This is a genomic window from Paenibacillus sp. E194 (assembly GCF_000935845.1).
Lineage (GTDB): Bacteria > Bacillota > Bacilli > Paenibacillales > Paenibacillaceae > Paenibacillus_B > Paenibacillus_B alvei_B.
Window position 1 is genome coordinate 1 of sequence record NZ_JMDX01000145.1, and the last position, 15863, is coordinate 15863.

Genomic DNA, 15863 nt, shown 5'->3' on the forward strand with positions numbered 1-15863 from the left:
ACCCAATCAACTCCGGCTTCTTGTGCCTTGCGTAATACAGCAAGCGCATATTCTGTATTGTTCTTGTATCCGTCGAAGAAGTGCTCAGCATCCAACATGACTTCAAGCCCTGCTCGCTTCAGATAGGCGATGGAATCATAGATCATAGCTAGGTTCTCATCCAGCGTAGTTTGCAGCGCAGTGTGTACATGAAAGTCCCATGACTTCCCAACAAGCGTTGCGGCAGGAACGTTCGCTTCGATTATCCGATTAAGGTTCGTATCCTGTTCGGCCAATGAGTCTTTGCGGCGAGTGCTGCCGAATGCTGTTAGCTTCGCATTCCATGAATATGCCGCTACTCGTTTGAAAAATTCAATATCCTTGCCGTTGCTGCCTGGAATGCCGCCTTCAATGTATGTGACGCCAAGCGCATCAAGTTTGCGCGCGATCTTGATCTTATCGTCTGCAGATAAGCTAATCCCTTCGCCTTGGGTGCCGTCGCGAAGTGTAGTGTCAAAAATAGAAATGACTTTCGACATTCTCGGAACCTCCTTCAGTTCTGCAAGGATGAATATGGAAAATAACTATTTCCCTATTATAGCACTGCTTTTTTGCTTGTATAGACGTATTTTCGTAAATGAATCACTGTTTTTTTTCCAAGGGGAGTCTTGAATGAGGCTTGCAACCGATCATAGATATCGGTAAGCTTAGGAAATAGGAAGAACAATTGTTCGAATAGATGAATTGATCGATTAACAATGCTGTATATATTTTACAATTAAATGATGAATGAGAAGTTTCATTAATAAGTGTGGAAGGAGGACAGTGTATGAACGAGAACGAAACCTCGCGTGATAACATACAACAATATTATCCGACCAAGGGTCGCGTCATTCTGCATCTCGATATGAATGCCTTCTATTGCTCTGTACATGCCGCAGAGGAGCCGGAGAAGTATCTGGGGAAGCCAACAGCGGTTGCAGGAAGTATGGAATTGCGCAAGGGGATCATTGTTACTTGTTCTTATGCAGCCCGTAAGCTTGGTATTCGAACAGGAATGCATGTGAAGCAGGCGATGCGGCTATGTCCTCACTTGATTGTCATTCGTCCAGATTTTTATTCATATCGGAAGTACTCGAGAGCCTTTATAGACATTGCACGCAGCTATACCCCATTGGTGGAAGTGGTATCGATTGATGAGTGTTATATGGATATTACTGGATCCAAAATATTCGGAACACCGCTCGATATCGCGACAGAACTTCAGGCACGAATCCGGGAAGAATTAAGTTTGCCTTGCTCTATAGGTGTCGCGCCTAATAAGCTGCTCGCGAAGATGGCCTCTGATATGAAGAAGCCAAACGGAATAACCATCCTTCGAATCCGAGATGTACCTAAGCAATTGTGGCACCGGCCATGCGGGGAGTTGTTCGGCATTGGGCGGAAGACTGCAGATAAGCTGTCACGGGCAGGAATACGAACCATCGGAGAGCTTGCTCATGCTGATGAGGGGCGACTTGTTTCTTTATTTGGCATACAGGGACATTGGATGAAGCAGGCGGCACATGGTTTGGACGACGGGCAGGTGAAGGCGGAACGCGAACAGAGCAAATCGATCGGTCATACGACCACTTTGCCTAGGGATGTGGAATCGAAGGAAGAAGTAAGAAGGGTTCTGCTGAACTTGGCTGATCAAGTTGCTCGTCGGATCAGGAAGCAGAAGTTGATGGCGCAAACGGTGCAGCTTACGATTCGCAACCCGGAAATGAAGACGATTACGAGGTCGAGCACGCTTCAAGGGCCGACAGATGATGCGGACATCTTGCTGGATGAAGCATGGAAGCTCTATGAACGACATTGGACTTCAGGCAGCCCTATTCGACTGCTGGGGATTACGGGTCAAAATCTAGTAGCGAAGCAAGAGGCAGCCGTTCAGTTGGATCTGTTTGACTTCGAGCGGCAGCCGAAGCGGGAGCAATTGATAGAGACGATGGATCGGATTCGAGATAAATATGGAGAGAATGCGATTGTTACGTTAGGAATGATAGGGGATGATCCATCCTCATTGCTTCGCAACCATCGTGTACGAGGGACTTCACTCCAGACGGATACGCTGCATGAATCAGGCGATGAATAATAATTTCCAAATCATTTAAAAAAGTTGGAAATCGTTTGAATTCCAAGCTTGTTTGTATTATATTGATAACGGAGGAACCAAGAAGATCTGTAACATTACAGGAGGGAACTAACCAATGGCAAAATATACTTGGGTTGATAAAGACACATGCATCGCTTGTGGCGCATGTGGAGCTACTGCACCTGACATTTACGACTACGACGATGAAGGTATCGCAGAAGTTATTTATGAAGGTGACAACAACCAAGGGGTAACCGCTATCCCTGACGATCTGTTCGACGATCTGCAAGATGCTGCAGATGGCTGCCCAACAGATTCTATTAAGATTGCGGACGCACCATTTAACTAACCTACTGAAAGCAGTATACTCACATAGAGAGAGAATACCTACACGATCCCCGCGCCTCCCGCGGGGATTTTATTATATCTGCTCACACCATCTAATTACTGCGTCAAAGCAAAAATTCGCAAAATTCGACAAAATTCAACTTGAAATTGCCCATATCATCGTATACGCTCATACAATATGATAGATTAAATATAGCAGAGTATATCAAACTTTAATTCTCAATATATGGGTTCATGCCTTCAAATGAAGCAGGTGATATCGAAATGAAAAAATTTGCCGTCCCGTCATTGGTTGTTATGATACTGACGATGGTTACGGTATATGGGTATAGTAATGGGACAGGCGGAGTTTTTCATATGGCAGAGCAGGCATTTCGTGATGCCTTGCGTACGAAGAGTATTGAAGAACGCCAACCAGATGATCGAATTAAGATGATTACGATTGATGAGCCTTCCTTGGCACAGCTGGGCTCTTTCCCATGGCCTCGATCCCATTATGCTGAATTAAGCGCGAAGCTGATGAAGTCTGGAGCTAGGGCGGTCATCATCGATATACTTATGCTAGATCCTTCCCTGAATGAGAGGGACGACCGAACCTTATCTGAGCAATTGAATACATACCCAACCATTTATTTACCCGTGCAAGTATCCCTTCTTCCCTTACAGGAATATGCGGATTCCCTTCGGGCAGAAAGCGTTGAACGGCCTCCATCCTCCCTTCAAGTTGGTGAAAGTCAGCTTGGACATGTGAATGTACTGCCTGATGGAGATGGTGTTATCCGCAAAATCTGCTTGGGTATTCCGGATGAGCGGGGAAGTATGATTCCCTCGATTGATATTTTAGCGGCGAATCAGCTTCTGCCGGAAAATGAACAGATTTCATGGGATGAGACAAGTGGAACATGGTATAGAGGAGCAAAGCGAATTCCAACTGATAATCGTGGGCAAGCTGCTTTTGATTATTTCTCTTCTATATATGGAAGCAGTGAGGAGGACGTGGGCGGATATGACCGTCAGTCGTTCGCTGATGTATGGAATGGCACGGTTGATCCTTCCTATTATAAGGATTCTGTCGTGCTGATAGGTCCATATGCTGCGTCTTTGAGCGACCGGCATATGACACCGCTTAGTCGATCCATGACATTGTATGGTGTTGAGATTCACGCGAATATGGTCCAATCCCTGATAGAAGGCCGCTTCTATCAGGAAGCGCCAATCGCATGGAACGTCCTTGCCTTGTTCATTGGCATTGGTGCCGTAGTCTGGAGTGCATCGCGAATTCGGGGAATTCGAGGTGCGGCAGCTGCTATAGGCATCGTTTTGGTATTTACGCTCATATGGATTGGGATTTACGAGAGCGGCTCTGTCTTCATTCCTTACTTTACCGAATTGTGTGGAATGGGGGTTTCTTATATTCTCATTGTGGCTTACCGTGGTCGGGAGGAACGGAGAGCAAGACAGCATGTTGAAGATCTATTCGGTAGATATGTATCACCCTCCGTGGTAACGAAGCTGTTGGAATCACATGAGCCTGTTAAGGCAGGTGGGGTACGCACGGATATTACAGTGATGTTCATTGATGTTAGAGGATTTACCCCATTGTCAGAGCGATTGGCACCAGAGTCAACGCTTCAGCTCTTGAATCAATATTTGCATCTGTGCGCTGACACGATATTTAAGCACAATGGGACATTAGATAAATTTATGGGTGATGGCGTTATGGCGATCTTCGGAGCTCCATATCACCTAGATAATCATGCGGATCATGCAGTGCGTGCCGCATTAGAGCTTCAGCGCTGTGCTGAGGAATTGCGTGCTCGGCTAGCGGAAGGCATAGAGCTTAGTGATCGATTTGGGATTGGCATTGGCATTCAGAGTGGGGAAGCGATTGTGGGCAATGTTGGTTCAGAGAAGCTGCGTTTGGACTACACGGCGATTGGAGATAGCGTCAATGTAGCTTCTCGCTTAGAATCAAGGGCTTTGCCCGGGCAAATCGTGGTTGGGGAAGGCACGTTCGTGCGAATATGCAATCGCTTCGAGCTGGCAAAGATTGGACCCCTACAATTAAAGGGAAAGTCCGAAGAAGTAATGGCATACGAAGTGTTATCAGAACGAGAATGACTCAGAACGAAGGGGACTCGTCAGTATGTTCATGCTGACGTTGTCTGACACCTGAATTTATATGTGATGTGAGGAGAGCATGGAGGAATGCGAATGAAACGCTTGTTGCAAAGCAGCCTCGCCTGTATGGTTGTATTTTTCACTCTATTTGGAACTGGATCATGGGGAACCGTGTATGGTGCAGAGGCTCCTGCCAAAGCTGTACGAGTAGGTGTTGTGAAGGAATGGAAGGGCAGTGTATACGTAACGAAGGCAGGAGGAGACAAGGCGATCCAAGTGTTCAAGAAAATGAGCATTAATCAAGGTGATCGTCTTCTCACGGGAGATAAATCACGCATTGTTATTCAATTGGCCGGTGGGGATAAAGATGATGAGCTGACCATCGGGGCGAGTGCAGATGTTAGTTTTACTGAACTAAAAAGGACGACGGAGTGAAAACACGTATCGGTGTATGGGCTGGCTCTGTATTTGCCAAGGTGAAGTCGATTGCAGGAACCGATGATCGGTTCGTCCTTGAGACACCGACGACTGTTATGGCGGTGCGCGGAACACAATTTGGGGTTAAAGTGCATCCATTCAATGGACTGACCCAGTTGTATGTTACAGCCGGTACGGTACGTACCGAATACCCAATCAAGATAAGCAGCGATGCTGGTTCTCTTGACAATCGGCAAAGGACGAAGCTGGATTCAACATTCGGCAGAAGCAAGGTCGTAACGATAGGCCATCATGATGTATTTCCGGCACAGACTGCGGCGTTCACGGAGTCTGAGCAGGGCATTGGAATGAAATATGGATACGCGGATGCGATAACATTGCTGGATCAATGGGATATGGCTATTGTTCAGGCAATGATTGCCGGTGCGTCAGATGCAGAAGATGAGAATAAAGCGATGAGGACTCATTGGTTAGCGGAAAAGTGTGAAGCAGAACAAAAGCAGTTGCGCTCGTGTGATGCACTTCGATCGTATGGCTTGCTACAGGGCAAATACGGTGGGATTCTGCCGATTGGCTCCATTCAGATGATCGGTGATATTTTGAACAGCGGCAAGAGTGAATCGATTTTGTTTGAGACTCGAGCAGCCCATAATGTGGGTAATTTTATTGCATATGTGGTTCATACTGCGGTTGAACATGGCAAGCTGACCGAACAGGAGGCAAATCGGACTGGGCTGCCATGGAAAACAGCCAAGCTCATGTTGACAAAGGAGGAAGGTCAGCAGCAGTCTCTTATACGTAAGCATGTTGAAGAACAGATCAAGCTGGGAGAGCTCCAAGTCAATGTGTCTCTTCATAAGGAAGGGAGCAATCACTCGCTTGAAGAGCAGCGGAGGGCTGCGGAGTTCGAAGAGCAGGCCAAAATAGAAAAGAACTACGAAGACTCTATTGGTTCGGAACATGTTAAACAGCAATTTAAAGAAAATCTGCAAAATGCCCGATTGGAAGTATGCCAGAATGCGTATGAAAATCGAGTATGCCAGGAAGCGGACAAAAATAAAGGCGGTACCCAGGGTGGAAAAGTGAATCCTGATCCGAATCAGCCAGACCCAAGTAAGCCAGACCCGAAACCAGACCCGAAGCCAGATCCGAAACCGGATCCGAAACCAGACCCGAAGCCAGATCCGAAACCGGATCCGAAACCAGACCCGAAGCCAGATCCGAAACCGGATCCGAAGCCAGATCCGAAGCCAGATCCAAAACCAGATCCGAAACCACAGGAGCATGTTCTCGAACTGGCTGCCAATATAGATCAAGTCAAGCCTAATGAGGATTTCGTTGTGTCGGCAGTATTGAAGCGACTTACATCACCGATTCCTGCGGCAACACTGCAGTTTACAATCAAGGTAGCTGGAGCTGAGATAGACGAAGCTCAATTGCTGAGTCAACCGGATACATATCGTGATGGTGGAGGGAAATTTCGAATCGCACACCTCCCTAGAGATTATCAGTCGAGCAATAGTGTGGATTCGGTTGTGACGGCAGGTAACCTGATTACGTACCGTATTATGATGACTACACATGGGTATGTGACGCTAAGCAGTGATGACACGCTCATTAAGCTGCCGTATAAAAAGGATGGCAGCAAAGACCCAGTGACACTGGAACTTTCCAATGTTCGTTTTTATGATGAGAAAGGTGCGCAACTGCAAGTCAATAAAATGGAGAAACCACTTGAGATCAAGGTTACTCCGTAAAGATTGAAGGAGATAGTGGAGATGAAAGTAGGACTAGTAACGGGGAAATTCCGCCTTGCCGTCACCTTTATGCTGATAGCGAGCACTGCATCGGTGGCATCATCTGCCGAGGTTTATGCAGCAGCCTCATCGTTGAACAAGAAGTCTGATCAGACGCAAGCATTTGAACGCTTTACTTCCCCAGCGATCGAGATGAGCGCATGGAAGACTGCATCACATTGGTATGAAACGGTTTACTTATCAGGCAGCGCGCTGGCCAAAAAACAAGAAGAGAGCCTACAATTCCCTTCTGGAATTGTATCCGAAGGGAAATCGGTTGTTGTTGCAGACACACGCAATCAGGTCATCCGACGACTGGATGCGAATGGGCGGATATTGGCGACAATAGGCATCAGGAATACGAAGGGATGGAAAGACGGGAGCGATAGTCAAGCTCAATTCGATCAGCCGATTGGGATGGCAGCAGATAAGAAGGGGAATCTGTACGTAGCTGATGCGGGCAATCATATTATTCGTAAAATTGATCGAAATGGGAATGTATCAACTGTAGCCGGCGATGGCATTCCTGGATGGAAGGATGGCGAAGCGGGGCAGGCGCGCTTCTATTCGCCGCGTGCAATTGCAGTTGCGGAGGACGGGGCTATCTATGTGGCTGATGCATTAAATCATGTCATTCGACGGATTGATGCCAAAGGTACGGTCACGACATTGACGTCTCGTTCTTCTCGAATCGTCGAATATTCACCCGGAGCTGTAACTGGAGCTGGAGATTATAAGGATGGCAAGCTCGCTGAGGCGAAGTTCAATGAACCAAGTGGGATTGCATTGATGCGTGATGGCAAGTTAGCCGTTGCGGATACTGGTAATCAGCGTATTCGTGTCATTGATTTGAAACAGGGGAATGTATCCACTATTGCTGGTAGCAGCTCAACTGCGGCTTATACAGCACCGAACGTCCAGCAGGTGTTGTATGCATCTGGTGGATATCGCGACGGCGCTGCAACAGGATCGTTGTTCAACAATCCTTCAGGAATTGCAATTACGGAGGAAAATGGGATTGTAGTCGCTGATAGATGGAACCATGTTGTCCGATATATATATAAGGGAGAGGTCGTTACACTAAGCGGACAAGCTGGCAAGAGCGGCGACGTAGACGGGATTACCTCGTACGCCAAGCTACACGAGCCTACAGCAGTTGCTGTGCTTGCGAACGGGTCAATCGCTGTTACGGATGCGTTTAACAATGCAATTCGTCTCATTCGCCGTTATGAACTCCCAGAGGGAATTATGGGATCTTCGGGGCAACCGCGGGCATCCCAGGTACAGCTTGTCTATAATCGCTTGCGTCTGGACTCGGATACAGCGCCGATGATTAAAGATGATAGAACCTACTTGCCTCTGAGGGTTCTATCTGAAACATTGGGGTATAAGACGGTATGGCGCGCAGACAAGCGTGTGATTCTTCAGCTCGGAGATAGCAGCTTCGATCTGCGTCCTGGGAGCAGTCAAGTCAATGTGACAGACAATGGCACATCATCAGTCTCGAAGCTGCCGGCAGCTCCATTTATCCATAATGGCAGGATTCTAGTACCTGTCCGATTCGTAGCTGAACAATTCGGCTTCGATGTACAGTGGGTTGCACAAGCGCGAGCAGTTGTAGTAAGAGACCGAATCTTCCTGCGCTATGCGGCAACAGGCTCGTATTTGCCGCCACAGCGAATTACAGCTAAGTAGGTTGCTGAAGGGAGGAATGTGATTGACGTCTTCATCAGATGGAAATCATCCACTCGGATCGAAGAAAGACCAAGCTTACATGAAAGAATATATTGAGGCGCATCCAGATAATCGGATGGCCTGGTACTTGCTCGGGAAACAGTATGAGCGAAATGGCGAACAAGGCAAGGCGAAATACTGCTTCAAGCAAGCAGGGGATATTTATCATGCATTCGAGAATGTACCACGTCCTTCTGAACAAATAGAGGAACTGCTGGCGCAAACGCAAATGCAGCAGACCGTGCCGTCCTCGCCGCGGAAGGTGAGAAAGCGGGTGGGGGCAGCGATTTTGCTATTCCTTCTACTCGGCTCGATAGCGGGAGAGGTGAATGCACCTTCCCGATTGCATCCAGCCATTACTGATGAGGGAATAGAAGCATCGGGTGATGATACGTCTTCTTCGAAGTCTGGGAATCATGGTACCCCTGCTCTCCATACTCAGACAGGCATTCTTGTTCCTGAACATGACAATGCAGCCTTCGGTCAAGCCCTGAGGCATACAGAGCATTTCGCCTCTGCGAATGGTCATGTTCACTATTTGCTGAATATTCGTGTTCAGCAGAATTGGTGGATGTGGGAGCCGCCTTTGCGTCCCGACAATCGGTTGACATCCGATTCGGACGGCAGACGGATCGTGATTACTCCGCTGCAGGGCAAGCAGTGCAAATGTGAAGCAGAGCGCTCTCAGGCACAAGCCTTTGTTCAGCAATGGATGCCTAGGAGTGTAGAACGGCTAGTGGCGAAGTCAGCACTGACGGCGGCCTTGCTTACGAAGGATCAACCGCCGCAGCAATGGGCTGTTCTAGCAGGCAAATACCCGAACAATATCGTGTCTGGTATTACGCCTCAGATTGCAAGTGCCTATGAAGAAGTATCTGCTTCATTTATAACCCAGATGAAGAACGCCAAGCAGGCAGCCCCGAAAAAGGCTAAGCAGCAGGCGCTTAATCAGATATGGAGCGATGAGTTAGACCCGTTCAGAGAGCCCCTGCGTATTCTGGTAGATAAGAAGCGGCATCGGCTGGCGGTTGTAAGTGGGAATATAATGGTTAGAAACTACAAAGTTGGCCTCGGCGGCAAACGAACCCCGTTAGGAACCTTCCGGATTTCTGAAAAGGTAGTCGATCCAAACGGATCATCTACTGGAGATTTTGGCAGCAGGGGAATGACCTTATCGGATACGTTATATGCGATCCATGGCACGAACGAGCCGGAAAGCATTGGGAGAGATAAGTCGCTTGGTTGTGTTCGGATGGGGAAGGAAGATGTTGAAGAATTATTCGATATGGTGCCGATGGGGACAGAGGTCGTAATCGGCTCTGATATATTACCCGATGAACTGCTTGTACCGGATAAGGGGGGCCGCTACCGGCTCAAAATGAGCCCAAATCAGGACAATCCGAACAAGAAATATCGCTGGCTGTAATCGTACATTCTTGCACACTTGCACACCTGTGAAGAAAAAGAAGAGCCGGAATTCACAAGCATAACTTGGAATCCGGCTCTTTCCCATAAATTACTATGATTACATGCTCATCCATTCGCAATAAGCAGCGTTGAGACAATTATGACAAATAGCAAGATAACCCCGCCGATCCAATAGATCGCCTTCTTGTTTACTTCTTCAGTATGCTTGGTTGGCATAGATGGGGATTTGCGTTTCACTGCCATAGGTCATCACCTTTCTTCACGATTCTAGCTTCTATATGCCTATTGTAATCGTTTTCGTAAGGTTTGACCAGTCAAGGTTGGATTACATATGTACTTTTCTTTTGCGCGAGAAACCTTTAAACTAGGACATGGAGCCTTTTTATGCCCGCCAAGAATTCTCCATCGCATTGTCTTGTGATTTGGGAGAGTAAGACTTGCGTGGTACGGTAACTATACGATGTTGTCAGTAACCATGGCTTACATGTATGGCACAATGAACGGAGTGGAACCTTTGTTATATCGCAACATAGCTAAACCGGTATTTTTCAAATTAGATCCTGAAAAAGCTCATCACCTGGTTATAGGTGGCATGGCGAAAGCGACGAAGGTGCCAGGTGCACTTGCCATGATGCGTGGAATGTATGGAGTGAAGGCAGATCCAGTCTTGACGACCTCTTTGTTCGGCCTCACATTCCACAGTCCAATTGGACTAGCAGCAGGACTTGATAAAAATGCGGAGGCCGTCCGCGGATTCTCATCCATTGGCTTCGGATTTATGGAAGTGGGCACTGTCACGCCCAAGGGACAGCCTGGCAATGAGAAACCACGTATGTTCCGGCTTCCTCCCGATGAAGCGTTAATCAATCGAATGGGCTTCAATAATGAAGGAACAGAAGCAATGCACGAGCGATTGGCTGCGATTAAGGATCGACCAATTCCGGTATGGGTCAATATCGGTAAAAATAAAGCAACACCGAATGATAAGGCGCATGAAGACTACTTGAAGTGCATACAAACGATGTATAATGTTGCGGATTTGTTCGTCGTCAATATTAGCTCGCCGAATACGCCTGACTTGCGGAATCTGCAGCATGGCGATGAGCTGAAGGCACTGCTCAGTCTGGTCGTTGATGAGATGAATCGTCAGAATGCTGCATACGGTCAGAACAAATCCATTCTCGTCAAAATTGCACCGGACGTATCTGACAGTGAATTGGAGAGCATGACCGAGACAATTGTGCAGAGTGGAGTGTCAGGAATAATTGCCACCAATACAACCTTGTCACGGATGGGGGCAACCCATGTTCATCGATTGGAGAACGGGGGATTGAGCGGTAAGCCGCTGACGGAACGCTCGACAGAGGTCGTATCGCAAATCTATCGAATGACCAAGGGAACCATCCCAATCGTAGGCTCGGGTGGCGTGTTCACTGCCGAAGATGCATATCGGAAAATATGTGCCGGAGCGAATCTGGTGGAAATATATACGGGTCTCATTTACAAGGGGCCAGGGATTAACCGTGAGCTAGCTTCGGGCTTGAAGCGACTGATGAAGCAGGACGGATTCAAGCATATCTCAGAAGCTATCGGGGCTGATCATCGATAAGAATGGTCGTATAGTGAAACGGCATAGGTTCACTGAACGAATGGTTGGAATGGACAGGAGGCGTACAAATGGACGGAAGAGATTGGGGAAATTTTTTGCTGCCTTATGCACAGGCCGTCGAAGAGCTGAAGGTCAAGTTCAAAACGTTGCGAACTGAATTGAAGAAGCGAGAAGAATATTCACCTATCGAGTTCGTAACGGGTCGGGTGAAGAGAATTTCTAGCATCCTTGAGAAAGCGAAGCGCCTTGAGGTGCCTCTTAATCAATTGGAGCAGGGAATTGAAGATATCGCTGGGATTCGAATTATGTGCCAGTTCGTCGATGATATTCATCGCGTGGCTCAATTGATTCGGAATCGACAAGACATGAAGGTCGTATATGAGAAGGACTACATTACCAATTATAAGGAAAGCGGCTATCGGAGCTTCCATATGATTATCGAATATCCGGTTCAAACGGCGCTCGGCCAGAAAATGATTTTGGGTGAGATCCAAATCCGTACATTGGCCATGAATTTCTGGGCAACGATTGAACATTCTTTGAATTATAAATATAAGGACAGCTTGCCTGAAGAGGTCCGTCTACGTCTGAAGACAGCAGCGGAGGCGGCGTTCGTACTAGACAACGAAATGTCCAGCATCCGTCAGGAAATTCTCGTTGCGCAGCAGAGCTTCGAGGACAAGTCGAAGATTGTACAGAAATGCTTGTCCTTTATCCAAGAGTTGTATTATTCCCACCGTATTTCTGAGGCGATTCAATTCCAGAACCGCTTCAATGAAGTATGGGAGAAGGATGATATAACAGAGTTGAAGCAATTAGAGGAAGAGATCACGAACGCACTGGAGAGAGCGAAGAAGAACGGAAATATTCAGCTATGAATATCGAGGCGGCTCTCCCTTATGACAGGCTGTATATTCAGTTCATCAAGCTGTTCAATGAAGAACGGGATTATTATCAATGCCATGATGTCATGGAAGAGTTATGGCTTGAAGAGGGGCGCAAGCCGCTTCTTCAAGGGCTGCTTCAGGTAGCAGTGGGGCTGCATCATTTCCAGAACGGCAATCGTCCTGGAGCGATTAAGCTGCTGACTGCAGCACTTCAGAAGCTGGATGCCTATCCAGATATCATAATGGGGATCGACTTGCAGCAGCTTCGTAACGATTCTGAAGAGACCTTGGACAAATTGTGCAATTGCGATGGGAGTTTGCCTCCATTTCAAGATCTTACGATTCGAATCGTGGATAAGGAGCTCGGTGCGCTCATTGAGTGCTGCGAGCTGCCTTCCTTGCATGAATAAGACAAGTTGAATATCCTGACACATTGATGTTAGAAGAAAAGAAGAACACCATTTTGGGGCAAGGCCTTAAATGGTGTTCTTCTCTACATAAGCGGATCCCGTTACGAATTAACCAATAACAATGATGCCTTGAGAATTCGTAGGGCCAATCAGCAGAGTATCTTCCGGCAAAAACGTTCTGGTGAATGTCAATGTCAATAAGAAGGTACCACCCACTGGAATACATTGGTGGGTGTTAAAGAACGTTGTTAAATCCAAATCAAGTGATATTACAGGCGGAGTCAGAACCAATTGTTTAGCTTCGAATGTTGTTTGAATCTTTAATGATGCAAGCATAGGCGGGATTCCAAGGCTATTTTGAGTTTGAATGTGGAGGTCGCATAAACTTTGACTAATGCCATTTTGAAGCACGAGTTGAAATGTGTTTCTGCCTAAAAGCAATTCATCCAAATCGTTGAATATCAGCGTTCTGTTAAACAAGATCGCCATCTCTTCACCCCCCATCTTGCCGGTCTGCAAAATTAATATATGAGAAGTTGAATGCGCTGGCCTGTATGGATACACCGTGTGCGATAATTTCATGTGAAATTGGTTCTACAGCTTACAGGAGAGCATGCGCTCGTGTAATGACGCGTGCCAGTGTTATTTTACTGGAGGACTGGAATAACAATAACGATAGAAGTCAATTTCCGACTGTAGAGACTTTTGTTTTCCGTTCTGCTAACCTGTATAATATGTGGAAATAAGCTTTATATCTTGGTTCATAAAGGAGACAAATAATGGATTTGCCCCCGAGTATCAGCTTTATTCTAGTAGCAATACTGATTATCCTTACCGGCTTTTTTGTAGCCACAGAGTTTGCAATTATTAAAATCCGATCCAGCCGTGTAGATCAACTGATCCTGGAAGGGCGCAAGAATGCACTTGCAGTCAAGCAAGTGACGAGCAATCTGGATGGATATCTGTCCGCCTGTCAGCTGGGAATTACAATTACGGCGCTTGGACTTGGTTGGCTCGGTGAACCTTCGATTGAGAAGGTGCTTCATCCGGTATTTGAGTGGTTGTCTGTTCCACAGCAAGCTGCTTCGATCCTTTCCTTTTTGATTGCATTCATCGTCATTACATTTCTACATGTTGTGGTTGGTGAGCTTGCGCCAAAGACGCTTGCAATCCAGAAGTCGGAGAAGATCAGTTTGTTGTTCGCTAGACCGATCATTTGGTTCCACAAGGTGATGTACCCGTTCATTTGGTTGTTGAACAGTTCTGCGAATGGATTTATCCGCATGTTCGGTCTGAAGCCTGCGAAGGAGCAAGAAGAGGCCCACTCTGAAGAAGAGCTGCAGATTATTCTGAATGAAAGCTATGAAAGCGGTAAAATCAATAAAACGGAATTCGGTTATGTGAGCCGCATATTTGCATTTGACGAATTGCTGGCCAAGGAAATTATGGTTCCGCGGACGGACATGATTTGCTTGCAGGAAGAGCTTCCTGTAGAGGAGAGCATTCCAGTCATGAAGCGCGAACAGTATACCCGATATCCGATTATTCGTGGAAGCAAGGATTTCATTGTGGGCATGATCAACACGAAGCAGTTGTTCCTGCAATATGATGAAGCGGCTAATAAGAAGCTATCTGACATCATGCTGCCCGTTCTCACCGTTTCGGAGTCTACTCCGATCAATCAGCTCCTTAAGCGAATGCAGAAAGAAAGCACGCATATGGCGATCCTAATTGATGAATATGGTGGAACCTCAGGTATGATCACGATTGAAGATATATTGGAAGAAATCGTTGGCGATATCCGTGATGAATTTGACAAGGAAGAACGCCCTGAAATTGAACGATTGGATGAGCATACCTATATATTTGATGGGAAAGTGCTGCTTACGGATGTAAATAGCTTGCTCTCCACTGAACTTGAGCACGAGGATATCGATACAATCGGAGGTTGGTTGTACGATCGGATGCCGGATTGCAAGAAGGACTCTAAACTCGAATGGAACGGTATCCAATTCACTGTGCTGGAGAGAGAGAAGCATCGAATCCGCAAAGTCCAGATTGCATCAGGACAATGGAATCAGTTATTTGAACAAGAAGATGTGCAAGCGGAGCAATCTTCACTGTAATAGAGAAGAAGCACCCTTCGGAACCTTTCTTTGCGGTTCTGCAGGGTGCTTCCTTTATTTTATCGTACTCATATTAAATGATCTCATTGTGATAACAAACCTGTAGGTTTAGGCAGGGCATCGATTATTGTAGCACGACCGTATCGCCTTCCTTCAATCCTTCCAATACCTCCGTTTTCTCACTGGTTTCGAGACCAACTTTTATCTCTTTTCGTTCGACTTGTCCATTGCCTTTGTCGATCATAACAAAGACGCTCTCTTTTTCCCGCATAACGGCAACAGTTGGCACGACGATCGCATTTTCTTTCCGCTGTGTCTCAATTTGTCCAGTAAGGCTGAGACCAGCGATCAGGTTCTCGTTGACATCGAGACCAATGATAACTTCAAATTGTGCAGGTTGATTGTTATTTCTTTGTTCTTCGGATACCGCCTTCGCGAACTTAGACACCTTCAGCACTTTTCCCTTGATCTTGACGTTCTTCATGGCATTCATTTTTACCTCGACAGCCATCCCAGGCTTAATGCGGAAGACGTCCTGTTCGCCAACTAAGGTGACAAGCTGCAACTTCTTCAGATCCACGATCTTGCCAATGCGATCATTCTCCTTCAGTGCTTGTGGAATTTTGTTCGGATCATCGTACAGGAATATCCCTGGCGAAGGGGCGATATAGTTGGCCACATCTACCTTCTTCTGTTTCTGAGCGATTTCCTTGCGTTGAATTTCAATCGTCACATTGTTCAGCTCTTGCTGTAGCTTGGTTGTTTCTTTCTCGACAAATTTCTTCTTCATTTCGGCTTCAGTCGAAGGGAGTGCTTGATCCTCTTCGCTTAGAGCAGATTGGTATTGTGC

The 15863-nt window shown here is 46.8% G+C and carries 14 protein-coding genes and 1 pseudogene; 11 read left to right on the forward strand and 4 right to left on the reverse strand.

The features are described from left to right. Positions 1 to 518 (reverse strand): annotated as a pseudogene (locus AZ66_RS18780) (citramalate synthase); the annotation flags it as partial. Between the two features lie 290 nt (positions 519 to 808). Between AZ66_RS18780 and AZ66_RS18785 the strand changes: the two are divergent. The 7 genes from AZ66_RS18785 (at position 809) to AZ66_RS18815 (ending at position 9979) form a co-directional block, all read left to right on the forward strand. Then, positions 809 to 2116, forward strand: coding sequence for a DNA polymerase IV (locus AZ66_RS18785; protein ID WP_044356225.1), 1308 nt, complete (start codon positions 809 to 811; stop codon positions 2114 to 2116). A 115-nt stretch (positions 2117 to 2231) separates the two neighbouring features. Next, the gene (locus AZ66_RS18790; RefSeq protein WP_021253216.1) at positions 2232 to 2465 is read left to right on the forward strand and encodes a ferredoxin; all 234 of its coding nucleotides are present in this window, start codon (positions 2232 to 2234) and stop codon (positions 2463 to 2465) included. A 263-nt stretch (positions 2466 to 2728) separates the two neighbouring features. Further along, positions 2729 to 4585, forward strand: coding sequence for a CHASE2 domain-containing protein (locus tag AZ66_RS18795; protein ID WP_044356226.1), 1857 nt, complete (start codon positions 2729 to 2731; stop codon positions 4583 to 4585). Between the two features lie 93 nt (positions 4586 to 4678). Beyond that, a complete protein-coding gene (locus AZ66_RS18800; protein WP_156160018.1) occupies positions 4679 to 5020 on the forward strand; it encodes a hypothetical protein in 342 nt (113 codons plus the stop codon). Further along, positions 5017 to 6780, forward strand: a complete 1764-nt coding sequence (locus AZ66_RS31505; protein WP_044356229.1) for a FecR domain-containing protein — start codon at positions 5017 to 5019, stop codon at positions 6778 to 6780. The genes AZ66_RS18800 and AZ66_RS31505 overlap by 4 nt, the downstream gene beginning before the upstream one ends. Positions 6781 to 6801: 21 nt before the next feature. Then, a complete protein-coding gene (locus AZ66_RS18810) occupies positions 6802 to 8514 on the forward strand; it encodes a stalk domain-containing protein (protein WP_044356230.1) in 1713 nt (570 codons plus the stop codon). Positions 8515 to 8536: 22 nt separating this feature from the next. After that, positions 8537 to 9979 carry a L,D-transpeptidase gene (locus tag AZ66_RS18815; protein WP_082061651.1) on the forward strand — a complete coding sequence of 481 codons (1443 nt, stop codon included), beginning with the start codon at positions 8537 to 8539 and terminating at the stop codon, positions 9977 to 9979. Positions 9980 to 10086: 107 nt separating this feature from the next. Here AZ66_RS18815 and AZ66_RS31970 read toward each other — a convergent pair whose 3' ends face one another. Further along, on the reverse strand, positions 10087 to 10224 hold the full coding sequence (locus AZ66_RS31970) for a hypothetical protein (RefSeq protein ID WP_162833949.1): 138 nt from the start codon (positions 10222 to 10224) through the stop codon (positions 10087 to 10089). A 271-nt stretch (positions 10225 to 10495) separates the two neighbouring features. On the opposite strand from AZ66_RS31970, the gene AZ66_RS18820 reads away from it, so the two are divergent. From AZ66_RS18820 to AZ66_RS18830, 3 genes are all read left to right on the forward strand, one after another. Next, the gene (locus AZ66_RS18820; protein WP_197081736.1) at positions 10496 to 11590 is read left to right on the forward strand and encodes a quinone-dependent dihydroorotate dehydrogenase; all 1095 of its coding nucleotides are present in this window, start codon (positions 10496 to 10498) and stop codon (positions 11588 to 11590) included. Between the two features lie 68 nt (positions 11591 to 11658). Continuing rightward, complete coding sequence (locus tag AZ66_RS18825) at positions 11659 to 12468, forward strand: GTP pyrophosphokinase (RefSeq protein ID WP_021253210.1); 810 nt, start codon at positions 11659 to 11661, stop codon at positions 12466 to 12468. Beyond that, positions 12465 to 12887 carry a DUF309 domain-containing protein gene (locus AZ66_RS18830; protein ID WP_044356232.1) on the forward strand — a complete coding sequence of 141 codons (423 nt, stop codon included), beginning with the start codon at positions 12465 to 12467 and terminating at the stop codon, positions 12885 to 12887. Before AZ66_RS18825 ends, AZ66_RS18830 begins: the two co-directional genes overlap by 4 nt. A gap of 108 nt (positions 12888 to 12995) precedes the next feature. Here AZ66_RS18830 and AZ66_RS18835 read toward each other — a convergent pair whose 3' ends face one another. Then, positions 12996 to 13376, reverse strand: coding sequence for a hypothetical protein (locus AZ66_RS18835; RefSeq protein WP_021260090.1), 381 nt, complete (start codon positions 13374 to 13376; stop codon positions 12996 to 12998). 290 nt (positions 13377 to 13666) lie between these two features. On the opposite strand from AZ66_RS18835, the gene AZ66_RS18840 reads away from it, so the two are divergent. Continuing rightward, positions 13667 to 15013, forward strand: coding sequence for a hemolysin family protein (locus AZ66_RS18840; protein WP_044356234.1), 1347 nt, complete (start codon positions 13667 to 13669; stop codon positions 15011 to 15013). Positions 15014 to 15137: 124 nt separating this feature from the next. Here the strand turns inward: AZ66_RS18840 and AZ66_RS18845 are convergent. Further along, positions 15138 to 15863, reverse strand: a 726-nt coding sequence (locus AZ66_RS18845; protein WP_044356236.1) for an efflux RND transporter periplasmic adaptor subunit, incomplete at its 5' end; no start/stop codon positions are given.